Here is a 24870-nt window from a genome sequence, read left to right as displayed (position 1 = left end):
ACGGACATGACCGGCAACACTACGGCAAGGACACAGGCCGTCGAACTGGGAGAACGCCTGCGGGAAGTCGCCGCGTGGAACGTGCGCCTGCACCTGGCCAAGGAAGAACTCGAACAGCAGGCCCTGTGCGAGGCGACCGGCGTGACCAAGGCCACCATATCGGCCAGAATGAACCTCGACGCCGCATGGGATCTCAACGCCATCGCGGCCGCGGCCGTCACCCTGGGCATGCCGCCGGCCGAACTGCTCGACGACACGCTGTACGACATCGTCAACAACGACGACACGAACACGAACGAGGGCAAAGGTGCATCGTTGGTGGCAGCGCTGACCTCGATGCTCCTGGCACGCCACATCGCCGGCAGGTGCAACCCGTTGAAAACAAAAGGCTCCTGCCGAATCACAATGATGGCGACAGGAGCAAATCGGTACCCCCACGAGAGGGTATGATCGTTGCGAATTCACGACGGAACGATTGCTCGACCCTAAGGCCAGAGCCATCGTAACCCCACTTTATGGTCAATGTGACTATAAATATTTTGGGGTGGAGCGTCGCGATACTGCGCGCGCTTCACCCCATGAATGTCCTTCAAACAACCAAGGTCATCATGCCTGATGATATGTACTCAAGAAATCAGCGATCTCACCTATGGTTTCCTTCAACATCGTGATACGCGGCAGATATACCACCCTGAAATGATCTGGATTCTGCCAGTTGAACGCACCGCCATGACTGATTAGAATATGCTTGTCATGCAGCAGATCCAATGCGAACTGCTCGTCAGAGTGAATATTGAACTTTTTGATGTCTAGCTTCGGGAAGATATAGAACGCCGCCTTCGGCTTAACTGCGGTAACGCCGGGAATTTCATTGAGCATCCGATAGACCAGTTCGCGCTGCTCGTACACGCGGCCACCTGGCTTGATGTAGTCTTTGACACTCTGATGCCCACCCAAAGCGGTCTGCACCACCGACTGAGCAGGAACATTCGAACACATACGCATGTTCGCCAGCATGTTCAGGCCCTCGATGTAATCCTTTGCAATACGCTTGTTGCCGGAAAGTATCATCCATCCAATGCGGTATCCGGCAATCATATGCGACTTCGACAGACCGGAGAACGTCACGCAGAACAGGTCCGGGGCCAGCGATGCGATGGAAATATGCTCCAACCCATCCATGACTAGGCGATCATAAATCTCATCGGAGAAAATAATGAGCTGATGTTCTCGGGCAATATCGACAATCTGCTGCAACAGTTCTTTCGGATAAAGCGCTCCGGTCGGATTATTTGGATTGATGATGACAATTGCTTTGGTCTTATCCGTGATTTTAGAGCGAATATCGTCGATATCGGGATACCATTCGGATTCCTCATCACAGATATAATGTACGGCGGTGCCGCCAGCCAAATTCACACAGGCTGTCCACAGAGGATAGTCCGGCGAAGGCACCAGCACCTCGTCGCCGTTGTCCAGCAATGCGGACAGCGACAGATTGATGAGCTCGCTGACGCCATTGCCAGTAAAGATATCGTCGATGGAGACGTTCGGAATATTCTTGAGCTGTGCATACTGCATGATGGCCTTGCGCGCCGAGAACAGACCCTTGGACGGTGAATATCCTTCGGTCTCAGGAAGCTGCTGCGCCATATCATACACAACTTCATCCGGAGTCCGGAATCCGAATGGCGCAGGATTGCCGATATTAAGTTTCAGAATATGCGTTCCCGCTGCTTCCATGCGTGCCGCCTCGTCCGCCACCGGACCACGAACGTCGTAGAGCACATTGTCGAGCTTATGGGATTTCGTAAAGGTGCGCATGGTCTTTCCTTCTGTTGATTGCGCTGATGCAGAATTGCTATCAGGTTGGGTTTCATCAGACTCGATTGCAGGCAAGATGACGGCGTTCTGCTCCATGGGAACGTCCTTTCCCATCAGCCAGTCCTCATTGACCTGCAGAAAAGCCGCAAGGAAATGGGCGATATCGGCACGTGGCACGGTTTTACCGCTCACGTACTGACTCATATGACTTTTGCCAAGTTTGATATTGAACTTCTCAGCCGCATGCACAAAGTCAATTTGTTTGACATTGCGGAACGCCATCGCAACGTTCAACCGGCTGGAAAATGATTCCGTCATACCAGTCCTTTCAGTTCAATTTTCATCAAACACTAGTTCAAATCCTAGCACAAACTACCTATTGAAATCGCGGAAGTTCAATATCAAATGTAACCATTTCGCGTCCGTTTGCAACAAAAGTTCAATTCATGAAGTTCAACTCATGTCATTCTTGAACATCATGAGACATCACAGCAGATTATCTTCAATCCACTGTGCCACACCGTCATCATTGTTGGATGGGCAGATTTCATCTGCGATGTTCAACACATCCGGGTTAGCGTTCGCCACCGCCACTCCCCTTCCGGATTTACATAGCATGGCAATGTCGACCAAATCATCACCGAATGAGACGGTTTTGCTCATTGGTGTTCCAAAATGTTCTGCCAGCAGATCCAATGCATGTTCTTTGTTGGCTTGAGGATTCATCAACATCCACAGCGATCCTTCAGAGATGTGAACGTCAAAGTCGCTGGGCACAAGAGAACCGACCTGATTCCACTGCTCATCGTTAGGGAAGATAATGAGCTTATCGGCGATACCTTCAGGAACATCGTCGAAGTCAGTGTATCGCCAAGTCTGCGTCTTCCAGTATTTGGAGACATCGAAATTGGTGTACCGCACGTCATCCATGACGATGCCGACTTCCATGCCGGGTAGCTCAGCTAATAGATTTTTGCAGACCTCGCAGGCACGTTTCGATGAAAAACCGATTTTCTTGAGATGGCCGTCTTCCGGCAACGTCGGCGAAGTAAGCATTTCATAATTCGATGATGCCGGATTGAAATCTATCAACGCACCGTTGAGATAAGCGACGGCGTCGACAGGCAGTTTTTCCACGAACGAAAAGCCTGTGCTGACCGGACGCGCCGTTTCCACAGCGAAAACGATGCCATTGTCGTGCATGCGATTGATCACATCGATGGAATATCGCGTCAGGAAACGTTCCTCGAACGTTTCGCCGTCGTGCAGCAGCGTGCCATCCAAATCTGCGACGACCATCGTGGTTTCTTGGGTTTTCTCGATTTTTAAAGATGTCAAATCAATCCTTCGCTCATATGTTGCAGCCAATACTACGATAAAAACACTTCGGCCCATGACCGTATCCAGTCATGGGCCGAAGTGACAAAGTCAATTAGATGAGGCTGAACTTCGTCATCAAACCGAGGGCGATGATGATGGCCACCCATAGCAGTGCGATGATGACGGTCCAACGGTTCAGATTCTTTTCGGCGACGCCAGAGGAACCCGCATTCTGGGTGAGGCCGCCTCCGAACATATCGGACAGGCCGCCGCCCTTGCCCTTGTGCATCAGAATCAGCAGGGTGAGCAAGAGGCTGAAAATAACGAGAACAATCTGCAGCACAAGCTTAACGATGGCCATAGCGGACACGAGTGAACCTCCAGTTCGTAAACACTGTTGTTAACGATAGCGCAAGGTATTGAGAAAATTGAGTATTGACCACACCTTGAAATATCTGCTTTAAAAACATGACGTCACAAAGTCGCTTTTATGGTGAGCTGGCAGATTCTGGTGAGCTCATCTACATTCAGCGCGGCACCGCCGATAAGGAATCCGTCTACATCAGGCTCGCCGATCAGTTCCACGGCATTTTTCGAAGAAACGGAGCCTCCATACAGAATACGCACGGTCTCGCCTACATGCGAGCCAAAAGTTGCAAACAAATCGTCTCGAATTGCTTTGGCAGCATCCTGCGCGGATTGCGGAGTCGCTACCATTCCGGTGCCGATGGCCCAGACCGGCTCATATGCCACAATCAGACGTGACGCTTCCTCGTCAGAAAGATCGCGTGTGACGTCGTGCACCTGTCCCACGGCGAAATCGAGTTCGATGCCCTTGCGTCGTTCCTCATAGCTTTCACCGACGCAAAGAATCGGTTGCATGCCTGCAGCCAAAACCGCACGTACCTGGTCCACGATGTTTGCATCGTCTTCCGGATGGTACTTGCGGCGTTCAGAATGGCCGACAATCACATATGAGCAGCCGAGATGGGCGATCATGTCTGCGGATACATCGCCAGTGAACGCACCCTGCGACGTTACGGAAACAGCCTGTGCGCCATAGCGAATCTTCAAATTGTCGGATTCGACCAACACCTGAACGCTACGTAATGAGGTGAAGGAGGGCATCAACGCGATTTCGCAATGACGGTAGTCGAAATGAATGTCACGGAGCTTCCATGCAAGCTGCTGAACGAAATAGGTGGCTTCAAGATGGTCGAAGTTCATCTTCCAATTGCCGGCGACTAGTGGGATTCGTTGTGATACCATATGTTTGCTTGCCTCCGTTCTTGTTTCCGTTCAGTGTGTATGTGTCGCGTTTCGCGCTGTTGACAACAAGAGGTGCTCCCCACCTTTGTCGATAAGGGAGCACCTCCAGATTATGCGTCAAATAATCAGTCGAGCACCTTCAGGCCTGGCAGTTCCTTGCCCTCGAGGAACTCGAGGGAAGCGCCGCCACCGGTGGAGATGTGCGAGAAGCCATTCTCCGGGAAGCCGAGGTTGCGCACTGCGGAGGCGGAGTCACCGCCACCGACGATGGTGAACGCGCCAGCCGCGGTGGCGTCGACCAAGCCCTGGGCCACGGCTTCGGTGCCGGCTGCGAATGCCGGAACCTCGAACACGCCCATCGGGCCGTTCCACACGACGGTCTTGGAATCCACAATCTTGTCGTGGAAGAGCTTCTGGGAATCCGGACCGATGTCCAGACCCATCTTGTCAGCCGGAATGGCATCAGCTGCCACGACTTCCGGAGCGATGTCCTCGTCGGACTTCGGGAAGACCGGGTTCACCACGATGTCGGTCGGCAGCACGAGCTCAACGCCGTTCTGTTCAGCGCGCTCGATGTAGCCCTTGACGGTTTCGACCTGATCCTCTTCCAGCAGGGAGGTGCCGACCTCGAGGCCCTTGGCCTTGAGGAAGGTGTAGACCATGCCGCCGCCGATGACCAGACGGTTGGCCTTGTCAAGCAGATTCTCGATCACGCCGAGTTTGTCGGAAACCTTGGAACCGCCAAGCACGACGGTCAGCGGGCGCTCCGGCTCAACGGTGGCGCGGGACAGAGCCTTGACTTCCTTCTCGACTAGCAGGCCGGCGGCTGCCGGCAGATCAGCTGCAACGTCGTAGTTGGAGCCCTGCGCACGGTGCACGACGCCGAAACCGTCGGACACGAACGCTTCACCGAGAGCTGCGATCTTCTTGGCGTAAGCGGAACGCTCCTCCGGATCCTTGCTGGTTTCTTCCGGGTTGTAGCGCACGTTCTGCAGAAGCACGACATCGCCATCGTTCATTGCGGCGACCTTGGCCTGAGCATCTTCGCCGTAGGTGTCTTCAGCTAGCGGAACCTCGATGCCGAGCAGTTCGCCAAGACGAGCGGCGACCGGAGCGAGAGACAGTTCCGGAACGACCTTGCCCTTCGGGCGGCCGAGGTGGGCCATCAGAATGACCTTTGCGCCTTCTTCGCGCAGGGCTTTGATGGTCGGCAGGGCGGCCTTGATACGACCGTCATCGGTAATAGTGGTGCCGTCCAGCGGAACGTTGAAATCAGCGCGAACGAGAACGCGCTTGCCCTTGAGATCTCCAAGATCCTTGAGTGTCTTCATGTATATCCTTTCCTAGCCGCTTGTAAGCGTGGAATGGCCATATTGCCATTTACGAATAATACAAGCTCAAACGAACAAAAACACCATGCTGTTCGAAAACAGGCATGGTGTTTCGTGTAAAAAAACTCAATCAGACCGACTGTCGGCGAGCCTTCTCGGTTTTTTCGGCGAGCTGCAACAGTCGACGAATACGACCGGCGATGGCATCCTTGGTAATCGGAGGATCGGCCAAACGTCCCAGCTGTTCCAGCGACGCATCCGCATGATCGAGACGGAGCTGGCCCGCGGACTTGAGGTTATCGGGAACATCGTCGCCGAGGATTTCAAATGCCTGACGTACCTTATCGCATGCTTCCGCGGCCGCCTTGGCGCTGCGGCGCATGTTGGCGTCGTCGAAGTTGGCCAAACGGTTCGCTTTGCCTCGTGCTTCGCCGTCGGAACGCTTTCCAGTCCATTCGCGCGCTGAACGCGGGGCGCCCATAAGGATGAGCATGCGTTCGATGGCATCAGGGTCACGCAGAGTCACGCGCTCGGAGCTGCGCAGCTTACGTGGCTTGGCGGTGATGCCCAAGCGGCGTGCGGTGGAAACCAGTGCCAGAGCGGCCTCATGGTTCGGGCATACGATCTCGAGATAGCTGGCCTTGCCCGGGTCTGACAGACGGCCGTTCGCAAGGAACGCACCACGCCATGCGGCTTTGATCTGCGCGATCTTGCCGTTGATGATATCGCTCGGCAGACCAAGCACCATGTTCTTCGTGTAGCGGCTGTATAGACCGGTCTGCAACACGAGTGCCGCGCTGCCTTTCGGCACACGAATCACATAACGCTGCACCGTACCGGTCGGCGTCTGCCTAGAGACAGGAGTGAGCGTGGCTTCGTGACCATACAGGTTCTTGATGGTGTCTTGCAGCCAAGTGGCCGCATCTTGGGAGTCGAGCTGCACCTGCACAAGAATGTGGTGATCCACCGAGTGCAAACCATTGCCGAACCGAATCATTGCCGTAGCCTGCGCCTTTTTGGCGATTGGCAATTCATTGTCGATTGCGGACAGCTCGCTTTTGACGTCATCCAGAAGAGCCAAGAGCCAACCTCCTACCTTGCTGTTCTTCCCTAAATTTCAGGCGAGTCGCGGAATCATTCCGCACTGCCACGGCTTACTGTGATACCGAATATCTTGGACAATCACAGCCTGATTTCTTTATATATGGACACTATATTTTCACAATACGGTCATTTTTCCGCTTACCGCTTATCAAGCTCACGTGCGGAAACAGAAACCGATAGCCCTCTCGCGCGCAAGCGTTTGGCCAAGGCCTCGCTCATCGCAACGGAACGATGCTGTCCTCCGGTGCAGCCGATTGCAATCGTCACATAATGTTTATCTTCCTGCGCGTACCCTTCGATCGCAATCGCAATCGCTTTTTCGTATGCGTCAAGGAAATCGGCGGCACCTTCGCTGGAAAGCACATAATCGCTGACTGCCTTGTCTCGTCCAGTGAGCGAACGCAACTCCGGCACCCAGAATGGGTTCGGCAGAAATCTCACGTCGGCGACAAAATCGGCGTCGATGGGAATACCATATTTGAAACCGAAACTGAAGATGTGCACAGAAACCGTGGTCGGCCCAGATCCAAGCATTGCCTCATATAGTTTCGTAGACAGCTGGTGGATGCTCAATGACGACGTGTCAATGACGATGTCTGCACGCTCCTTGAGATTCTCAAGAAGGTCACGTTCCTCGAGGATGCCGTCGATCAGCCGGTTGCCCTGTTGCAGCGGATGCGGCCTGCGCACTGATTCGTATCGTTTGATCAGCACTTCGTTGCTGGCATCAAGGAACAGGATGCGTGTTTTCACACCAAGATCATCCAAATGGCTGAGCACTGCGGACAGATCGTCGAAATAATCACGGGAACGAACATCCACGACTGCCGCAAGCTTATGGATGTTGGATCCGGTGGTCATCATGTCGACCAGCGGCACCAACAGTTTGGGAGGCATGTTATCGACCACATACCAGCCCATATCCTCAATACTGTTGGCCGCATGCGATCGCCCCGCACCGCTCATGCCGGTGATCAGCAATACTTCAAAACCTTCGGCAGGTGAAGGAGCGCTGGCATGCGTGCCATTCGCTTGTGCATTGATATCTTCCTGTGCCATTACAGAGCCTCCTCAAGTGCGATGCGCATGGCTTGTTCCAACCGCGCGGTGCAGTCCTGATCAATCATGCCACTCGGCGGATCATTATTCCAGATTCCCGTCATCAGCCAAACCTGCACCATGGCCTGGTACAACAGCATTTCTTCGCCGCCGATGGCGGTTCCTTCCCTTTGGCGCCAAGCCTGCATCAGTTTGGTAGGACGTGGATCGTACACGACGTCAAGCAATGTTCCGCCCATGTTCGCGTTTGACGTTTCCAAAGCTTCGGCGATACTGTCCGCAGCCAAGCCAGGGATGGTGTTTACCGCCATATCTGCATGGCGTAACGCCTCAATAGCATGATCCATTCCGACAATGGTTATCGGTCGCTCCGACGGCAAATATCGTTCGGCAAGAGGCTTGAGAGCGGTGTTCTTTTCGGGATGGCGAGCTACGACGATGACGTGTCCGATTGCGGGGGATTCCACGCACGCGGCCAACGCTGACGTCGCCGTGTTGCCGTTGCCGATGATCACAGCCGTTCCCGAACGGTCCGTCTTCGGCTCCATCTCGCGCGTCTGATACGAGTGTTCGAAAGCGAGCTCGATGCCTTGCACATCCGTGTTGTACAGCTTGATGGCGGGAAGATCCGGATTACCGTTGACGCAGGTCTCGTTCCAATCGAACACCGCGGTGTTGGCTATCATAAGCTCCTTCGCCCACATATTGCAGGGCGTACCGTACGGTTGGATTGTTTTCTTCAATGGCATGGTCAGACTGAGGCCAGACCAAGTCGGGTCAAGCGATTCGAGAAAACCTTCAAGATCGGGTTCTCCTACCTCATGCTTGTCGTACGACCAATCATCAAGGCCTAACGCCTGATAAGCGGCATTGTGCAGCACCGGAGACAACGAATGCGCGATAGGCTTGCCCAAAACCGCGCACCGATGATTGACTTCAGCCATATTCCCTCCCTTAATACCCACCGTCATCATGCTAGCAATCCGATTGTCTTTTTTCGCTACTCAATCCTAATCCATTCCATCCTTCGGACTATTCGGCGAAACTGCATCTTCCGTCGGTCGCTGCCCGTCGCGGGCGTGCAACGCCTGATAAATGGCTTCGGCTTTGGCTTTTCCGACGCCTTTGACCTGCTCGAAATCCTCGGCATTCGCCTCCCGCATGGCACGAACCGAACCAAAATGGTTCAGCAGACGCTTCTGATACGCCTCTCCAACGCCGGGAATATCGTCCAATGCGGAACGCAACGCACCTTTCCTTCGTGTCTGGCGATGGTAGGTGATGGCGAAACGATGCGACTCGTCACGAACACGTTGCAGCAAATACATGCCTTCGGACTGACGTTTGAGAATGATCGGATAATCGTCGTCCGGAACCCATACCTCTTCCAAGCGTTTCGCCAATCCGCAGACGGCCACATCGTCCACGCCGCAATCCTCCAGTGCTTTCGCTGCCGCCATGACCTGCGGTTTGCCGCCGTCAACCACCACGAGATTCGGCTTATAGGCGAAATGGTGGCGGTCGACGTTCTGCTGCACCGACGGCTTCTCGACCTGTTCGCCCTGTTCAGATGCCCGCCGCTCGTTGTCCATGCTTTCGCCGGAATCGCCTGCGATATTGCCATGCCGGAATCGACGCGTCAGCGTCTCATACAATGCGCTCAAATCATCAAGCGCGCCTTGCCCGTCCGCTCCGCGAATGGCGAAACGACGATATTCCGACTTCTTGGCGATCGCATCCTCGAACACCACCATGGAAGCGACCTGGAACGCACCACCAACGGTATTGGAAATGTCATAGCATTCGATGCGTAACGGCGCCTGTTCAAGCCCAAGCGCCTTGGCGACATCATTCATGGCCGTAGTGCGGGCGCCCATATCACTGATACGGCTCATTTTGCTGCGCTGCATCGCCTGCCTGGCATTGTCGTTGGCACGGTCCAGGAGTTGCTTTTTGCCTCCCCTGCTGGCCGTGCGAATGTTCACAGCACCGCCACGCAGTCCGCTGAGCCACGATTCCAACTCCTCACGCCGGGCTGGCTCGATGGGAACGATCACCTCACGCGGCACCGGAGAGATGGGAGCGAGCAAATCCGCACGACCAGTCTGCCCCTGACGTTCATTGCGTTCTCGCGTTGCCTGCGCACGCGCCAAAGCATCGGTCGCAGTCACGGTTTGCGTTGATCCGATGGCATTACGTTGTTCGGTGACGACGGTTGACTGGGAGACATTGGACGTATCCCCCGCGGTTTCCGAATACACTTGTACGATGAGGTCGGCGATCAGCTCCTCGTCTGTCACATCTTCAACCCGTTCCACGCTCCAATTGCGTTCCCCGCGAATGGAACCGGCACGTACGTAAAATGCATGCACGGATGCTTCCAGCTCATCCGATTCGACGCCGAAAAAGTCGGCATCGACATCGGAATCGAACACTACGGCATTCTGCTCGACCACCGTGGACAGCATTTGGATTTGATCACGCAATCGTGCTGCCTTTTCAAACTCAAGTTCAGCACTTGCTTCTTTCATTTCGCGAGTGAGCTGCGCGATATACGATTTGCCGATGCGACCGGTCAGCACGCCGACGAGCTGTTCGCACATTTTCCGGTGTTCCGCTGCACTGATGCGCCCGACGCAAGGTGCCGAACATTTGCCGATCGAAGCCAACAGGCATGGGCGCCGGGTAACTTCCGCCTTGTGATAGATGTTTTGCGAACATGTGCGCACAGGGAAGGTTTTCAGCAGCCGATCAAGACTATGCCGCAAATCCCACACCTTGGCGTAGGGGCCGAAATATCTGGTATCTCGACGTTTGCGACTTCTGGTCACCCACACCCGTGGCACGCGCTCTGCGGATGAGATCGCCAAATACGGGTAGGTTTTGTCGTCTCGGAACACGACGTTGAATCGTGGATCAAACTCTTTGATCCACGTGTATTCCAACGTCAATGACTCAAGTTCGGTACCTACGACCGTCCATTCCAAGCTGCGTGCCGTAAGCACCATGGTCTGGGTGCGTGGATGCAGCTGATACAAAGGCTGGAAGTAGTTGGTCAAACGGTTACGCAGGTTTTTAGCCTTGCCCACATAAATGACTCTGCCTTCACCGTCTCGCCACTTATAGACGCCCGGCTGTGCCGGAATATCAGATGTTTTCGGACGAAACAGGTCACGTGAATCCCCCAGCAGAGGTGCGCCATTCTTGTTCACTCCTCCGCAGGAAGGAGTATTTCCGTCAGAAAGGGCACTCCTTACGGTATCGCTGCCGTCAACGCTTATCTGCTCGGCGGTTTTGCGCCAAACTTCCGGACTGTGACGTTCAATGGGTGTGCTCACAGCATGCCCCTAAGGAATTTGCCGGTCCAGGATCGTTCGCACTGCGCCACCTGTTCCGGCGTGCCTTCAGTAACGATGGTGCCGCCTCCATCTCCGCCCTCTGGGCCAAGATCAATAAGCCAGTCAGCCGATTTGACTACATCGAGGTTGTGTTCGATAACGATGACGGTATTGCCTTTGTCTACCAATCCCTGCAGAACAAGCAGTAGTTTGCGCACATCCTCAAAATGTAAGCCTGTGGTCGGTTCGTCAAGAATATATACGGTTTTACCTGTGGACCTTCGCTGCAATTCCGTGGCAAGTTTCACTCGCTGCGATTCGCCGCCGGAAAGCGTTGGAGCTGGCTGTCCAAGTCGGATATATCCAAGTCCCACCTGAACGAGTGTGTCGAGATAGCGAGAAATGGAAGGATAGGCTTTGAAGAACTGGGCAGCCTCTTCGATTGGCATGTCAAGCACATCGGCAACGGATTTGCCGTTATATTTCACTTCCAGCGTTTCGCGGTTGTAACGTTTGCCATGGCATTCCTCGCAGTCCACGTACACGTCCGGCAGGAAGTTCATTTCGATTTTCAGCGTGCCGTCGCCGTGGCAGGCTTCGCACCGTCCGCCCTTGACATTGAACGAAAAACGTCCTGGACCATATCCGCGTACCTGAGCTTCGGGAGTCTTAGCAAACAACGTGCGGATTTTGTCCCATACTCCGGTATAGGTGGCCGGATTGGAACGAGGGGTACGCCCAATCGGGTTCTGATCGACGTGGATCACTTTGTCACATTGGTCCACACCTTCCACCCGGGTATGTTTGCCGGGAACAATGCGTGCGCCGTTAAGGTTGTCGGCAAGTACTGGATACAGAATCTGATTGATCAAAGTGGATTTGCCGGAACCGGAAACACCCGTCACGCAGGTGAAGACTCCCAGTGGGAAATTAACCGTCAGACCCTTCAGATTGTTTTCACGGGCTCCGACCACGCGCAGTTGTTTGGTTTTGCGTACTTTGCGTCGGGACTGTGGCGCTTCGATCTTTCTGCGACCAGCGATATAGTCTCCTGTAACCGAGCGTGGAGCGTCGATGAGCTTTTTTGCAGGGCCAGAATAGATGACCTCGCCACCATGCTCGCCAGCTCCCGGTCCGATGTCGATGACCCAGTCGGCGTTCTTGATGGTATCCTCATCATGCTCCACAACAATCAGCGTATTGCCGAGATCGCGTAGGTGATGCAACGTGGTGATCAGGCGTTCGTTGTCTCGCTGATGCAGGCCAATGGACGGTTCGTCAAGCACATACATCACGCCCACCAGTCCGGAACCGATCTGAGTCGCTAAACGGATACGCTGTGCCTCGCCGCCAGACAAGGTCTTGGCCGCACGGGACAACGTCAGGTAGTTGAGTCCGACGTCGTTGAGGAATCCAAGACGGGCACGAATCTCCTTCAGCACTTCACCTGCAATCTGGGCGGCAGACCCTTCAAGCTGCAAGCCATTCACCCATGCGAGGCTTTTCTCGGCGGACATGTCACACACGTCGGCGATGGACTCGCCGCCAACGGTCACCGCCAATACCTCGGGGCGAAGTCTACGCCCTTGGCATGCCTGGCATGGCACTTCGCGCATGTACGATTCGTAGTACTGTTTCATCTGGTCGGAATCGGTCTCGTCATGCCTGCGCATCAGTGTGCGCACTACACCTTCAAAACCGGTGGAGTATTCGCGCATACGACCCCAACGATTACGATATGAGACTTGAACCTTGAAATCACGCCCATACATGATGGCCTGACGAGCCTCCTCCGGAAGATCCTTCCAAGGAGTGTCAAGATCGAATCCCATCTCATCGCCGAGCCCCTCAAGCACATGACGGTAATATTCGCCAGTGCCTTTGGTCATGCCCCACGGTTCGATGGCATTCTCATTCAGGGTTTTGCTGGGATCGGGAATCACCAGTTCCGGATCAATCTCCAGCTTGTATCCGATGCCGGTGCATACGGGGCAGGCGCCGTACGGCGCATTGAATGAGAATGTACGAGGCTCGATCTCGTCAAGCTCAAGCTGATGACCGTTCGGACATGCTCGTTTCTCAGAAAATGGTTTGCGGCGGTCGGGATCCTTCTCATCCAAATCCACAAAATCGGCTACAACGATACCTTTAGCGAGCTTCAACGCGGTTTCAATGGAATCGGTTAGACGCTGACGAACACCGTCCTTGACCACCAGTCGGTCCACCACCACTTCGATGGTGTGCTTCTTCTGCTTGGTGAGTTTGATGTCGTCAGACAGCTGCTTCATTTCGCCATCAATCAACGCTCGCGCATAGCCATCACCGCGTAATAGTTCGAGTAAGTCCTCGAACTCTCCTTTACGCCCACGAACGACCGGCGCAAGAATCTGGAATCGTGTACGTTCCGGATACTGCAGCAACGCATCCACCATTTGCTGTGGCGTCTGCGCACTTACCAATGCGCCGCATTCCGGGCAATGCGGAACACCCGTACGTGCGAACAACAGTCGCAGGTAATCGTAAATCTCCGTAATCGTGCCGACCGTCGAACGCGGATTGCGATTCGTGGTCTTCTGATCAATCGACACGGCCGGGCTCAAGCCTTCGATGAAATCGACGTCCGGCTTGTCCATCTGCCCCAGGAACTGCCTCGCGTACGCCGATAGCGATTCCACATACCTGCGTTGGCCTTCGGCGAACAGCGTGTCGAACGCAAGTGAGGATTTGCCGGAGCCCGACAACCCTGTGAATACCACCATGCGATTGCGTGGAAACTCAAGATCCACGTTCTTCAGATTATGCTCGCGGGCGCCTTGGATGACGATTTTGAGGTCGTTGGGTAGGTGTTTGAGGTCTGCTATGAGTGAGTCGCCTGTTGTTTTCATGGGGGCTTTTTTGATTTCGCGTGTGCGGAATGCGTCGCTGGTGAGTACGCGTTCGACCACGACTTCGTTGTGTGTCGTATTGTTGCGTTTGGTTGTCATAGTGTTCTTCCGCTTGGTGTTGCCTGTTCTGTTGTATAGGATAGCGTATTTTTGTTGTGGTTTCGAACAGGTGTTCTATTTGGTGTTGTTGTTTGGTATGTCGTTGCCGGGTATGTCGATTGGCCAGTGGTGTTGGTCGTGCAGGATGGTTGTGGCGTCGCGTATGGGGATGCGTTCCTGTTCGATGCGTAGGTATTGGATGTCTGTTCCTGTGCAGAGTGTTTCGTAGAGTTTGCGTTCTTCGGTGGTGAGTCCGGGTGTGGGTTGTGGGGTTTGTGTGGTGAGGGGTTTGTTTTTGGCGTCGAATTGGGTGCCGTATTGTTCGTATGTCCGGTATGCGGTGGTGTCCATCAGTATGGATGTGCATGGGATGCCGGTGGCGCGTAGTTTGGAGAGGATGTCGAGTCCGTTGGCGTCCATGTCGCCCCAGTAGATGATGTTGGGGATGGTGGTGAGCCATGGCAGGAGTGTTGTGATGTGTGATGTTGCGGCGTATCCGTTGCCGAGGATGCAGATGGCGTGTTCGACGGTGGGCATGGCCTGGTAGGTGTCTTTGTTTTCGATGATGATGGCGTGTTCGATGTCGGTTGGCTGGCTGCGGACCCATGGTTGGGTGACGATGAGGTCGGGTTGGTCGTGGTGTTCGGCGTCCATGAGGCGTAGTCGGAGTTCGTTCGGGCGTTCCTAGAAGGTGAGGTTGTCTTGTCCGGTGAGCTGGCATATCGCTTTGCGGCGTTGAGAGTTGGGTGCGCCGAGCCATTTGGCGCTGAATCCTGGGATGGGCGCCATGCGTGGGGTCATGGTGTGGCAGTCGTGGTTTGCGAAGTAGTGAGCGGCTTGGATGACGAGGTGGAAGTCGGTGTCGTCATGGTCTTTGAGGGTTTTGGCGACGTTCATGGCGTTCTCCGGTTCGAGGCCGAATTCTTTGGCGAGCGCGCTCATGCGGTCGTGTTCGCGTAGGTAGCGTTCGCGGGTTTGTTTGGTGGCGATGCGGAGGGCGGTGTCGAGGTCGGGTATGGTCACGGAGTCGATGAGCGGGCTTTTTTGTTGGATGAGTCCGCTGGAGACGATTTTGGTTTTTTCGCTGGTTTCGCAGTGGTGTTGCCGCGCCCAGTCGCGGATGGTTTCGTTTTGGGCGCGGATTTGGTTGTAGTGCTGCTCTAGTTCGGCTTGTTTGGGCAGTCGGATGGTTTTGCGCAGCGGCCAGGATTCGTCGGTGTCGTACATGTGCCTGGTGAGGTGGGCGTCGACGTATTCGTCGAGTTTCCGGCGGATGTCCGTTTCGCCTGTGGTGTTTCTGGCCGCTGCCATATTATGCCTCCGTCGCGGGTTGCGTCTGCTCGACGGTGGCGTCTTGTGTTTCGGCTTGCGTTGCCGGCTCGCGGTCGAGCTCCTGCAGGTACGAGTTGCCGGTTGCGGGATCCTTGTATGCCACGTACGCCTTGTCTGCGATGCTGAGGATTTCGGCGGTTTTGCTTTCCGGCGCGGATACGATGATCTGGAAGCCGAGGCGCGGCAGCACGGTCAGCGCGCGTTTCGTGTAGCGTCCGTCGGCTTTGATGAGGGCTTCGTCCAGGAACAGCGTGGTGTAGGTGGGCTTGCCGGTCAGGTCGCCGCCGAGCAGGTAGATCAGGGCCGCGCCGTAGACGAACGAGGTGAGTTCCTGCAACGCGCCGCCGGACTTGCCGCCGGTGGAGCTGATGCGCTCGTCGGGCAGATCGTTATGGTGCACGATCGCGTAGAACGAGCTGCGCACGCGCGGATCGAGGTTGCGCGCACCGTATTCCTTGATGCCGTTCGTGTCGCGGATCTGGCCGAGTTCCGCCTGGAGCCTGCCGATGAACGTTTCGCAGCCTGCGAACGCCTTGCGCGTCTCCATGGGATTGCTGCGCGCGTTGCGTGTCCAATCGTCGAGCTTCGACATGATGCGGCCCAACGAGGATTTGAACTGCCGGTCGATCGGGTGGAAGTCCACGTGGAGCGAGAGCCTGCCGCCGCGGGGGCCGAACTGTTGGCCTTTGAGCATGCCGTTGATGCGGTCGAGCTGCTCCCTGACGTTCTCCTCGTCGGTGTTGAACGCGCGGTTGAGCTGTTGGAAGCTCATATACAGCTTTTCGACGCTGTTCGCATACTCCTCGTCGGTCGCGGCGCGGGTGACGAGCATGTTGAGGTTCTTGAGCTCGTCAAGGAAATACGGATAGTCCTCCACGCTCGCCATGACGGTGTCGCCCTCCGTGGAATGGTGCTTCAGATAGTCGCCCATGGCGCGTTCCGTGTCGGCGCGCAATTGGACGGCACGCTCGTCGATCTGCTGGAGTCTCGCACGCACGGTGTTGCCGATTCTGCGCAGCACGCGCACGTCGAACGGCGCCGTCCCCTCACGGTCGAAACCGCCGGCGATGCGCTGCGGCCGTTCCTGCGGACGCGACGTGTCGAAACAGGTCTCATACGTGTCGGCCAGCAGATTCGACACCATGTCGGACAATGCGGCATCGTCGAAATCGGAGTCGCCATGCATGTCGAGCCATGCCTGTTCGGCCTGGACGGCATGCTGCGCGTTTTCCAATTCCGCTTCGGCACGGTACCTGGTCTTGCCCTCGTCGTCCTTCTGCCGTAGCAGCTGTTTCAACTCGTCCTGCAATTGTGCCAGTTCCGGATCGCTTTCGATCCGTTCGATCTGCAGACGGATCCGTTCCGCCTTCGTCTCGAGCCCGTCCACGTCGATCTTGCCCCATGGCAGATCCGCGACGGTCAATGCGAGCTCATGCTCGTCCTGCAGCAGAGTCATGGCGTTGGCCATCTGCCTGCCGCGGCGGTCGGCGTCCTCCAACGCCCGTTCCGCCCCGTCAAGCTGGCGTTCCAATTCGGCCAGATACCGTTCGTTCACGAAGCCGATGACCTGACGCAGGCCTTTGACGCCATAGAATCCACGGTCGCCGGATTTGATCTGCCCGTCGACCTGCACCTGCCGTTCGGCCCGGTCCATGTCGTCGATCGCCTCCACGCAACGCGCGTCGAACCGTTGCGACGCGGTCTGCTCCTTCAACCATCCGACGAACGGCGAATCCTCCTTGTACCGCAGCTTCGACGATATCCACCCCTCGTTGCAGGCCGAATCGTATTGCGCGTCGGTATCGACGAAACGCCAGGCACGCCGCGTCATACGAGTCGGATCGATCGCGCTGACCTTCGCGGCGAACCCCTGCTCATGCCGCTTGTCCACGAGAATGGTCTGCGCGATGGGCGCGTACGTGACGTCCATCGCCAGACGCCATTGCTCGTCCCCCTCGTCCACGTCCATCAGTTCGGCCACGTACGGCAGTTCCGTCTCGTCCAAGCCCGTCGCCCGTGCGATGAGCGTGCGCGCATGGTCCATGTCGTCGCTGATGCGCGTCCTGTGTTCGATCTTGCGCCGGTAATCCTGCCTCAACAGGTCGCGTTCGCCCTGCCGGGCGTGACGTTCCACCACCATCCGCTGGTATTCGGATCGCGCGTCTTCCAAACGCTTGTCGTACGTGTCGAGCGACAAGGCGAGCGCGGCGCGTTTGGCGTTCCATGTCTGCTCGTCGGCGGGGAGTCTGCCTTCGACGCGTTCGAACCGTTCGGCGATGGCGTGCCGTTGTCTGCGCGCCTCGTCGGCGTCCTGGCGTGCGCGTTCGAAGTCCTTGCCGAGTTGCTGCAGGCTGCCGCCGTCGATGCCGTTCATGCGTTCTTTGACGGCTTCGATTTGCGTGTCGAGTTCGTCGATGCGCTGCTGAGACCGGTCGATGGCGTCCTGGGATTCCTTGGCTTTGCGTTGCGCCGATGGCAGTCCGGCGCGTACTTCGCTGGCCATGCGCGACCATGTCCATGCGGCGAGCGTCGTCTCGCCTTGCTCGCGGTCGGGGTCGATGGGCGTGTATTCTCGGCGTTCGCTGGCTTGTTTGGCGTATTCGCCGTAGCGGGCTTGTATGTCCTGCAGGATGGCGACGCGTTCCATTTTGTCTTCCATGCTGTGGAAGTTCTCGCTGAACCGGTTGTAGTCGTCGACGGTTTCGCGGGCGAGCCGGATGGATTCGGGCACGTCGAGCACGCCCTGTTTGAAGATGTCGTCGAGTTTGGAGGGCGCGTCGGCGGATTGGATCTTGTGCAGGAGCCTGCATGCTTCGGCGCTTAGGCCCATGTCCTGCCAGATGGAGGCGTGGAACGCCTGCGCGTTGACGTGCGTCGTGCATCCTGGGTAGGTCTGTTCCATCAGTCCTCGCGTGAATGACGTGTCGCGGTGCCGGTCCATGAGGCGCGGGTCGATGGTCTGGTTCCAGGTGACGTATTGGCGGCGCAGTCCGTCCGGCCCGTCGCCTGCGGTCAGGTAGAGGAATTTTGCGCAGGACAACAGTCCGCCGTCGCTGCGGTTCGTGTATGTGTCGACGATCGCGCCCCAGATGTTCTGCGGGGTGCCGTCCGCGTCCCTGCCGCGCAGGAAGATCGGGGTCTCACCGTTTTCGCCGTCGCTGATGCCGATCATGCCGCGCAGGTACGTGTAGTCGTTGCGTTCCGAACGTCCCGAATTCGACGCCTTATTGTAGGGGGTGCCGGATGGGTAGAACAGCGAGATCTGCGCGTCGACGAGCGTGGATTTGCCCGATTCGCTCGCGCCGGCGAGCAGGGTCACCGGCATCGCATCGTCCATGGACGGGCGGAACACGTGGTAGCCGCCGTAGGAGCCCCAGTTGACGATCTGCCGGCTTTGCAGCGTCCAACGGTCGGAAACGATTTTCATGCCGTCTTCCATCAGTGTTCCCCTCCATCAAAAGCGTCATCGGCCGAATCGAAATCGAACGCGTCCTGCTCGACGCCGGACGAAACCGTCCCGGTCGAATCGGAAGTATCGCCACCATCCGCGCCGATGGACGAATCGTCATAACCATCGCCATCCGCGTCTTTCATACCATCGCCATCCGTATCATCGGAGCCGAGCCACCGGTCGGCGAGCTTCTGGTCGAGCACCATCGGCACCAATGGCGTGAGCACGTACATGTTCTCGTCCCCCGTTTCCGCGAGATACCCGTAGGTGCGCATGCGCGAGATGACGGACGTGATCTTCTTCGCCGTGCCCTCCTCGTCGTTGCTGGCCGTGAGGAAGCCCGCTCCCGTGGCGAGCAGCGCGCGGATGTCGTCGAAGCTGATGAGCCAGTCGCCCGGCTTCGTCTTCTGGTTCTCGTACTCCAGCACCTTGATGCGCAGGGCCGCGAGCGTGGCGGCCTCCTCGCGGGTGAGGCTCACACGCGTCTTCAACGAGCGGATGTTCGTCTCCGCGTCCGTGACCGGCGACGCGTACATGATCCGGTATTTCGTGTTGTCGACCAGTCTGAGCATGTCGTTGTTCAACGACCGTTCCACGGCCTCACGGTACTGGCACGCCCTGTCGTACAGGCTACCGTCGATGTAGCGTTCGCGTTTCAGCGCGATCGCGGCCATACGCGCCTCAAGAGGCATGTCTCCCGTATCCCCGTCGAACAATGCCGGCCTGTCCCTCGTCATAGCCGGCCCTTCGGACGGCATGCCGGATTCCGGGCCTGTCTCCTCTTCGATGCCGATGCCAGTGTCGAATCCGTCGGTGTTGTCCGTCACGCTCATCCCTCCTCGATGATCTCGTCAAGCGCCGCCTCGGTGGTGAAGATCGGCCTGGTGCGCCACACGCGCTCGCCTCCGTCGATGGATACACAATGCCATGCCACGGTTGCCGGTCCGTCCTGCGTGCGTAGGGCGCTTAGGAAGCCGATCAGCTCGCTTTCGCGCCGTTCCTCCCGGGGCAGCCGGTTGAAGCTCGCCGCGAAATCCACGAACCTGCCGTCCGCCGTTTTGACCGGATCGCGCCTGATGAGTCCGATCATGTGCGTCAGCCGCGGGCCGCACATCTCGACCATGGCCTTCAGGTCCGGCGCGTCGACGTTCGTCGAAGGCGCGTCGTCCAATCCGGCCGTGGCCGCGCGCGCCATCGATTTCGCGGGCCTGGACGGCAATGCCTGGAATTGCGCCGTGCCGGTGTCCGTACGGTATGGGCGTTCGTCCGAGCCGGGGTACGTCTTCGCGTCGTCGCTGGCCCGCACGAACAGTCTGTGGAGCTTGTCGAGCATGGTGCGGTAATGCGTGTCGGTCTGCTGGCGCACCAGACGGCTCACCGCCTCGTCGGATATGCGGATCTGCCGGCGCACGTCCTCGATGCCCTCGTAAATGCGTTTGAGTTCGGCGCGTACCTGGGCGAGCAGGATGCCGGGCTCGCCCTCGAGATACGGGTTCTGGGCGATGTCTCGCACCGCCTCGTCGATTTCGCGGCGTCCCTCGTCGGTGACGATCACCTGGAACGCGTCCTCGAAACGCCGGCCGCTGTCGGATTCGTGGAACGACCTGTGGTATTCGTCATGGTAGGTGCCGAGCGCCTGCTCCACGCTGATGGAGCCCGACTGCATGCTTCGGCGCAGATTGTCGCCGTTGTCGCGTTCCTCGAGCGCCAGTTCGCGCAGGTCGATCGGCACGCCGCGCAGCGTGTTGTGGATGACGCCGATGATGTCGCCCACCTGTTGGGAGGTGAGCTTGTCCAACGTGTCGCTGTGCTTCAATTCGTCGATCTGCTTTTGCCGCTCCTCGATGTCGCGTTCGAGCAGGCGGATGCGTTCGCGGGGGTCGGCGGTCAGCTGCATGCGCGCATGCTCGATCTCCATGATGATGCTGTTGGCCTGCGCGCCGGACAGCGCTTTCGTGGTGTCCTCGAGCCGGTCGAGCGCCTCGATCGCACGGTGGGCGCGCGCCGTGAGACGGTACAGGTAGCGGTGGGCTGCGACGTCGAGCGAATTGGCGAGCCAAGCGTAGTCGCCTTCGCCTTCCTTCGTCAGCTGCTGCAGGATCGTGTGCGCGGCTTCCGCGGACGTCTGCCCTTCCTTGGGCGTGTAATCGCCCGTTTCCGCAAGTCGGGTCAGACTGCGGGAGAACCGTTCCTCGACGATCTCGCGTGGCAGCTCGCCGGTGAGCGGGTCGAACGTGGAGCGCAGCAGCGCGACGTACAGCATGGAATTGCCGCGCAGCAGCAATCGCAGCACCCCGGTCTCATACACGGGCCGGAGCCGTTCCATTTCCCGTCTTACATCCGCCAACGGCGTCCCGTCCTTCCCTTAGCCACAAGTTTCCCGATGCGCATCCATTGTAAGATAGCATGTCCGTTTTCCCGTGATCGCGGCGGGAAAACCGTCCGGCGCGAACGTCATTTGAAGATGACGTAGCGGCACAACAGGAAGCCCCAGACCGCCTGCATGCCCATGGTGACGATCTTGACCGCCATGGTGGGCCAGCCGAGCAGTCCGGGGATCCAGGCCATCATCAGGTTGGAGAACAGCAGGTTCCAGCAGTACATGGCCACGAACATGGCTATCGAACGCGCGTAGTTCGACGAGGATTTGAATGTGACGTTGCGGTTCATGACGTAGTTGAATGAGCCGGAGCAGAAGACGGCCACGGCATTCGCCAGACGGAACGGCAGGCCGGCCAGCTGAAGCACGGCGAACACGCCGAATTCCACGAAGGTTTGCATGGCCGAAACGCCGCCATAGCTGAACAATTGTCTGACGATGCCGTTTTTCGGTTTTCCGTCCGTCGGCATGCGGTCTCCTCCCGGTCGTCTCAAACGCTACGGCTGGAAAGCATAGTCACACATGTGGCTACGGACGCGCCGGAGGCGTTTCGACCCGGCGTAATGAAAAAACGGAAGGACGCCCCTTCCGGAGTTTCCGGAAGGGGCGTCCCCCACGTTTTCGGATCGTGTCCGCTCAGATGCTCATCGCCATGAGCTGGGCCGCATACTCCTCCACAAGCTCGCTGTCGCGCTCCGTCCAGGAATGGCTGGCGGAATCGTCCGGCACGAAAGTGGTGTCGATGTCGATGTTCTCGTTCATTTCCTTAATACCTCCGTTCGTCCCATTTGCCCCCGGCGACATTGCCGACTTTCATGGAACAGGCAAAAGTCTGGACCATAAACGCGTTCGATGCAAGAGCGTGTTCACATCGTGGTCAAACGTTTTTCCTCCACGCGTACATGCCGTGTCTCCGGCGTGAAGACGATACGATGAAGGCATCCCTGCCGCCAACCAAAGGAGGACGATGATGAGCGACGAACGCAATGAGGCCGAACCGATCGAACTGGGATACATCGAGGACCTCGGGGACATGATTTCCTTTCAGGAGGGGTCCACCGTGTCCCGCACCGTCATGCAGAAGGCCGGAGGCAACGTGGTGCTGTTCTCCTTCGACACGGGCGAGGAGCTCAGCGAGCATACGGCCGCGATGCCGGTGTTCGTGCAGACGCTGAAGGGACGGCTTAAGGTGACGGGCAACGGCAGGACCGTGGAGCTTGTTCCGGGAGGCCTGGCCTACTTTCCCACCCGTATCCCGCACGCGATATACGCCGAGGAGCCGTCCGTCATGATGCTGACGATGGTCACGCCGGCACGCGACAACATCGGCGACTGAAAAAACAAGACCGCCGGCATCGGATTCTATTGGATTCGCCGGTGCCGGCGACTGCTGGAAATACAAGAAAAGCTCCCTCCCGGGAGCTCTCATTTTGTGGAGCGGACAACGGGACTCGGACCCGCGGTCTCAACCTTGGCAAGGTTGCGCTTTACCAACTAAGCTATGTCCGCATGTTTTCCACCTTGGTGGTCAACGAGTTGAAAATATACAGGAGCGTCCGCCATCGCGCAAGTCCGGCGTGTCGCGTTTTTGCGGCGCCGGACTCGCGGCAGCTCCGCACGACGGTCAGACATAGTCGTACGGCATGCGCTTTTTAACGCGCCAGAACACGATAAGCGCGATGCCGAGCAGCAGCGCGTAGAAGCCACGGTCCGTCCACAATCCGTAGACCGCGCAATACAACACCAACGCGCGTAACGTATAGAACACGATCCTGCGCATGCCGGAACGCTCCCTGGCCTCCACCGTCATGCGCGTGAAACCGCCGCCCAACGTGCGGCCGGCGCGCCTCCACGGAATGATTCCTTCGAACAGGACGAACATGACGATGGTGGCCACGGCGGAGACGGCCGCATTGACGTTGTTCGCGCGGTTCACATCGAACAGCACGCCAACCAGATAGATAAGCGCCGTGACGGACAGCGACGCCGTTTCGACAAGGAACAGGTCGATCGCGAGCGCCACGCAGCGGCGCACGAAGCCTGGCTCGGTGGTGATGGCGTCTTCGTCGATGCGCTGTTGGGGCAGGAAGTGGGTGACAATGCTTCCCATGGCGTAGCCGAGTATGCCGCCGAGGGTGTTGGTGATGAGGTCGTCGACGTCGAATAGGCGGTAGGCGCATGGATAGATGCCCCAGATGCCGGTCAGCTGGGTGGTTTCGATGAGCAGCGAGGTGAGGAACATGGCCGGCAACGCCGTGGCGAATTTCCAGCGGAAGACGCGTTTCATGAAGTAGCCGAGCGGTAGGAAGAACACGACGTTCATGGCCAGTTGCATGACGCCTGTGATGCCGTCGGTTCGGATGTCGTGGATGAATTCGAATGGGTTGAGTTGTGGCCTGAAATGGTGGGCGGCGCAGTAGGTGGCCGGGTTTTCTGGCATTGGGTACATGGTGAAGCATGCGAGCGCGATGAGGTAGAGCACCACGAGATATGCGGTCAGTGCGGAGGTGAAGCGTAGCCGGTTGTCGCGGTGGTAGAGCAGTGCGAGCACGGGCAGGGTGAGTAGGAGTGAGAGGAATGGCCAGATTGCGATGGCGAGCGCGAATGGCTTGCTGAAGTAGAGGACGTATGACATGGCCGGTTTCCTTTGCTGGGCGTGTGGGATGCGCGTGGTGTGTGCGTGGGTTTCGTTTCCGTTGTTGGTTCAACGGTAGTACGGCTGGTCGTGTCCGTGGCATCGTCCGTCGTATTCATTCCTTGGCGTAAATGTTGGGGTGACTCATCCTCTGGTATGAGATGGCCCGGCGTGTTTCTTCGTGTCTTTTTCCTCTTGCTTTTTCCGTTGGATTGCTTGGCGTCTGATCCGCGCGGAACCGATTTCGGACATCGTCTTCGCCGTCATCGCGGGAATCCTGTTCATGGCGTTCACGCCGAAACTGCTCAGCGAATAACGGAAGCTCCCGCCTTCCACGCGGAAGGCGTGAAAGGCGGGAGCTCTTATGGGAAGACTAAGGCGGATTTTAAATCCGAGGAATAGTCACCTTTTTGGCACCGGTCATGTAATGCCAGAGATCTTCCGTCCCCGGAATAAGGTCATGCAGAACGCCTGATGTTTTTTCGACCGCTGCGCTCGGTGTGCCCGGCACCGGATGGTCATCTGTTGAAGACGTGAAATCGAGTCCGATGATCCACGCATCGGCACTCTCCGCGGCACCAATCGCCTTCATTCCAGGATATTCGGCGAGAACGAGATTGATGGCATCGGCCAATATCATCTGACCCTCCTTGCAGCATTCCAGTACTGATTCGTCGGATTCGGCTTTATACGCTTTATACGCGTCAAAACGTCACCGTCCATATTCAAATACCATGAGTCGTTTGCCGATCTCGTTTGCGGAGCGGGGGAATCATTCCGCCTGTTTGACGCGTTCCATCGTAGTATCCGTTGAAGGGCGTTCTTGTTGGTCTTGGTATCCAT

Annotated in this window: 22 protein-coding genes and 1 tRNA gene; 3 read left to right on the top strand and 20 right to left on the bottom strand. The window is 57.2% G+C overall.

The features are described 5' to 3' along the window. Positions 1-6 precede the first annotated feature (6 nt). On the top strand, positions 7-450 hold the full coding sequence (locus BBKW_RS09850) for a hypothetical protein (protein ID WP_053070182.1): 444 nt from the start codon (positions 7-9) through the stop codon (positions 448-450). Positions 451-606: 156 nt separating this feature from the next. On the opposite strand, the gene BBKW_RS05250 is transcribed toward BBKW_RS09850, so the two are convergent. The 17 genes from BBKW_RS05250 to BBKW_RS11115 all read right to left on the bottom strand — a co-directional run bounded on the left by BBKW_RS05250 (position 607) and on the right by BBKW_RS11115 (position 22154). Next, positions 607-2142, bottom strand: a complete 1536-nt coding sequence (locus tag BBKW_RS05250; protein ID WP_081962301.1) for an aminotransferase class I/II-fold pyridoxal phosphate-dependent enzyme — start codon at positions 2140-2142, stop codon at positions 607-609. Positions 2143-2310: 168 nt separating this feature from the next. Next, positions 2311-3123 (bottom strand): HAD family hydrolase, encoded by an 813-nt coding sequence (locus tag BBKW_RS05245; RefSeq protein ID WP_048349513.1) that lies wholly within the window; start codon positions 3121-3123, stop codon positions 2311-2313. A 133-nt stretch (positions 3124-3256) separates the two neighbouring features. Further along, positions 3257-3505 (bottom strand): preprotein translocase subunit SecG, encoded by a 249-nt coding sequence (gene secG / locus BBKW_RS05240; protein ID WP_033501852.1) that lies wholly within the window; start codon positions 3503-3505, stop codon positions 3257-3259. Between the two features lie 113 nt (positions 3506-3618). Further along, complete coding sequence (gene tpiA, locus BBKW_RS05235) at positions 3619-4413, bottom strand: triose-phosphate isomerase (protein WP_033501851.1); 795 nt, start codon at positions 4411-4413, stop codon at positions 3619-3621. Positions 4414-4538: 125 nt separating this feature from the next. After that, complete coding sequence (locus tag BBKW_RS05230; RefSeq protein ID WP_033501850.1) at positions 4539-5744, bottom strand: phosphoglycerate kinase; 1206 nt, start codon at positions 5742-5744, stop codon at positions 4539-4541. A gap of 130 nt (positions 5745-5874) precedes the next feature. Beyond that, positions 5875-6825: a DNA-binding protein WhiA gene (gene whiA, locus BBKW_RS05225; protein ID WP_033501849.1), complete on the bottom strand. Its 951-nt coding sequence runs from the start codon at positions 6823-6825 to the stop codon at positions 5875-5877. A 161-nt stretch (positions 6826-6986) separates the two neighbouring features. Continuing rightward, a complete protein-coding gene (rapZ, locus tag BBKW_RS05220) occupies positions 6987-7907 on the bottom strand; it encodes an RNase adapter RapZ (RefSeq protein WP_033501847.1) in 921 nt (306 codons plus the stop codon). Next, positions 7907-8851: a shikimate dehydrogenase family protein gene (locus tag BBKW_RS05215; RefSeq protein WP_033501846.1), complete on the bottom strand. Its 945-nt coding sequence runs from the start codon at positions 8849-8851 to the stop codon at positions 7907-7909. Before BBKW_RS05215 ends, rapZ begins: the two co-directional genes overlap by 1 nt. A 66-nt stretch (positions 8852-8917) precedes the next feature. Next, positions 8918-11245: an excinuclease ABC subunit UvrC gene (uvrC, locus tag BBKW_RS05210; RefSeq protein WP_033501845.1), complete on the bottom strand. Its 2328-nt coding sequence runs from the start codon at positions 11243-11245 to the stop codon at positions 8918-8920. Then, entirely contained in the window at positions 11242-14229 is a 2988-nt protein-coding gene (gene uvrA, locus BBKW_RS05205; RefSeq protein WP_033501844.1) for an excinuclease ABC subunit UvrA, read from the bottom strand. The genes uvrC and uvrA overlap by 4 nt, the downstream gene beginning before the upstream one ends. Positions 14230-14304: 75 nt before the next feature. Then, complete coding sequence (locus BBKW_RS10935) at positions 14305-14883, bottom strand: DUF2220 domain-containing protein (RefSeq protein ID WP_231858447.1); 579 nt, start codon at positions 14881-14883, stop codon at positions 14305-14307. Between the two features lie 30 nt (positions 14884-14913). Beyond that, a complete protein-coding gene (locus tag BBKW_RS10930; protein WP_231858446.1) occupies positions 14914-15540 on the bottom strand; it encodes a DUF3322 domain-containing protein in 627 nt (208 codons plus the stop codon). A 1-nt stretch (position 15541) separates the two neighbouring features. Next, on the bottom strand, positions 15542-19000 hold the full coding sequence (locus BBKW_RS05195; RefSeq protein WP_033501843.1) for an ATP-binding protein: 3459 nt from the start codon (positions 18998-19000) through the stop codon (positions 15542-15544). Continuing rightward, positions 19000-19845, bottom strand: coding sequence for a DUF4194 domain-containing protein (locus BBKW_RS05190; RefSeq protein WP_033501842.1), 846 nt, complete (start codon positions 19843-19845; stop codon positions 19000-19002). Before BBKW_RS05190 ends, BBKW_RS05195 begins: the two co-directional genes overlap by 1 nt. Continuing rightward, positions 19842-21338 carry a DUF3375 domain-containing protein gene (locus BBKW_RS05185; protein WP_033501841.1) on the bottom strand — a complete coding sequence of 499 codons (1497 nt, stop codon included), beginning with the start codon at positions 21336-21338 and terminating at the stop codon, positions 19842-19844. The genes BBKW_RS05190 and BBKW_RS05185 overlap by 4 nt, the downstream gene beginning before the upstream one ends. A 128-nt stretch (positions 21339-21466) precedes the next feature. Next, entirely contained in the window at positions 21467-21862 is a 396-nt protein-coding gene (locus BBKW_RS05180; RefSeq protein ID WP_003834828.1) for a GtrA family protein, read from the bottom strand. Positions 21863-22028: 166 nt separating this feature from the next. Next, positions 22029-22154 (bottom strand): hypothetical protein, encoded by a 126-nt coding sequence (locus BBKW_RS11115; protein ID WP_256134382.1) that lies wholly within the window; start codon positions 22152-22154, stop codon positions 22029-22031. Positions 22155-22359: 205 nt separating this feature from the next. Here BBKW_RS11115 and BBKW_RS05175 point away from each other — a divergent pair, with 205 nt between their 5' ends. Next, the gene (locus BBKW_RS05175; RefSeq protein WP_003834833.1) at positions 22360-22728 is read left to right on the top strand and encodes a cupin domain-containing protein; all 369 of its coding nucleotides are present in this window, start codon (positions 22360-22362) and stop codon (positions 22726-22728) included. Positions 22729-22825: 97 nt separating this feature from the next. On the opposite strand, the gene BBKW_RS05170 is transcribed toward BBKW_RS05175, so the two are convergent. Further along, positions 22826-22901, bottom strand: a tRNA-Gly gene (locus BBKW_RS05170). Between the two features lie 115 nt (positions 22902-23016). Continuing rightward, positions 23017-24027, bottom strand: coding sequence for a VanZ family protein (locus BBKW_RS05165; protein WP_033501840.1), 1011 nt, complete (start codon positions 24025-24027; stop codon positions 23017-23019). 181 nt (positions 24028-24208) lie between these two features. On the opposite strand from BBKW_RS05165, the gene BBKW_RS11110 reads away from it, so the two are divergent. Continuing rightward, positions 24209-24343 (top strand): hypothetical protein, encoded by a 135-nt coding sequence (locus BBKW_RS11110; RefSeq protein WP_269446972.1) that lies wholly within the window; start codon positions 24209-24211, stop codon positions 24341-24343. A 69-nt stretch (positions 24344-24412) separates the two neighbouring features. Here BBKW_RS11110 and BBKW_RS05160 read toward each other — a convergent pair whose 3' ends face one another. After that, entirely contained in the window at positions 24413-24667 is a 255-nt protein-coding gene (locus BBKW_RS05160; protein ID WP_033501839.1) for a hypothetical protein, read from the bottom strand. Between the last annotated feature and the right edge of the window lie 203 nt (positions 24668-24870).

Source organism: Bifidobacterium catenulatum subsp. kashiwanohense JCM 15439 = DSM 21854 (genome assembly GCF_001042615.1).
In the GTDB taxonomy this organism is placed as follows: Bacteria; Actinomycetota; Actinomycetes; order Actinomycetales; family Bifidobacteriaceae; genus Bifidobacterium; species Bifidobacterium catenulatum.
The sequence above is the reverse complement of the archived record's forward strand: the minus strand, read 5'-3'. Positions and strand labels throughout refer to the sequence as shown.

What these genes read in the sequence shown, in the direction of transcription:
- BBKW_RS10930 (WP_231858446.1), bottom strand. Translation starts at nt 15,540, where the DNA reads ATGGCAGCGGCCAGAAACACCACAGGCGAAACGGACATCCGCCGGAAA.
- BBKW_RS05245 (WP_048349513.1), bottom strand. Translation starts at nt 3,123, where the DNA reads ATGGTCGTCGCAGATTTGGATGGCACGCTGCTGCACGACGGCGAAACG.
- BBKW_RS05180 (WP_003834828.1), bottom strand. Translation starts at nt 21,862, where the DNA reads ATGCCGACGGACGGAAAACCGAAAAACGGCATCGTCAGACAATTGTTC.
- secG (WP_033501852.1), bottom strand. Translation starts at nt 3,505, where the DNA reads ATGGCCATCGTTAAGCTTGTGCTGCAGATTGTTCTCGTTATTTTCAGC.
- BBKW_RS10935 (WP_231858447.1), bottom strand. Translation starts at nt 14,883, where the DNA reads ATGGACGCCGAACACCACGACCAACCCGACCTCATCGTCACCCAACCA.
- BBKW_RS05160 (WP_033501839.1), bottom strand. Translation starts at nt 24,667, where the DNA reads ATGATATTGGCCGATGCCATCAATCTCGTTCTCGCCGAATATCCTGGA.
- BBKW_RS05215 (WP_033501846.1), bottom strand. Translation starts at nt 8,851, where the DNA reads ATGGCTGAAGTCAATCATCGGTGCGCGGTTTTGGGCAAGCCTATCGCG.
- BBKW_RS09850 (WP_053070182.1), top strand. Translation starts at nt 7, where the DNA reads ATGACCGGCAACACTACGGCAAGGACACAGGCCGTCGAACTGGGAGAA.
- BBKW_RS05195 (WP_033501843.1), bottom strand. Translation starts at nt 19,000, where the DNA reads ATGGAAGACGGCATGAAAATCGTTTCCGACCGTTGGACGCTGCAAAGC.
- BBKW_RS05190 (WP_033501842.1), bottom strand. Translation starts at nt 19,845, where the DNA reads ATGAGCGTGACGGACAACACCGACGGATTCGACACTGGCATCGGCATC.
- uvrA (WP_033501844.1), bottom strand. Translation starts at nt 14,229, where the DNA reads ATGACAACCAAACGCAACAATACGACACACAACGAAGTCGTGGTCGAA.
- BBKW_RS05175 (WP_003834833.1), top strand. Translation starts at nt 22,360, where the DNA reads ATGATGAGCGACGAACGCAATGAGGCCGAACCGATCGAACTGGGATAC.
- BBKW_RS05185 (WP_033501841.1), bottom strand. Translation starts at nt 21,338, where the DNA reads ATGGAACGGCTCCGGCCCGTGTATGAGACCGGGGTGCTGCGATTGCTG.
- BBKW_RS05250 (WP_081962301.1), bottom strand. Translation starts at nt 2,142, where the DNA reads ATGACGGAATCATTTTCCAGCCGGTTGAACGTTGCGATGGCGTTCCGC.
- BBKW_RS11115 (WP_256134382.1), bottom strand. Translation starts at nt 22,154, where the DNA reads ATGAACGAGAACATCGACATCGACACCACTTTCGTGCCGGACGATTCC.
- BBKW_RS05230 (WP_033501850.1), bottom strand. Translation starts at nt 5,744, where the DNA reads ATGAAGACACTCAAGGATCTTGGAGATCTCAAGGGCAAGCGCGTTCTC.
- tpiA (WP_033501851.1), bottom strand. Translation starts at nt 4,413, where the DNA reads ATGGTATCACAACGAATCCCACTAGTCGCCGGCAATTGGAAGATGAAC.
- rapZ (WP_033501847.1), bottom strand. Translation starts at nt 7,907, where the DNA reads ATGGCACAGGAAGATATCAATGCACAAGCGAATGGCACGCATGCCAGC.
- BBKW_RS05165 (WP_033501840.1), bottom strand. Translation starts at nt 24,027, where the DNA reads ATGTCATACGTCCTCTACTTCAGCAAGCCATTCGCGCTCGCCATCGCA.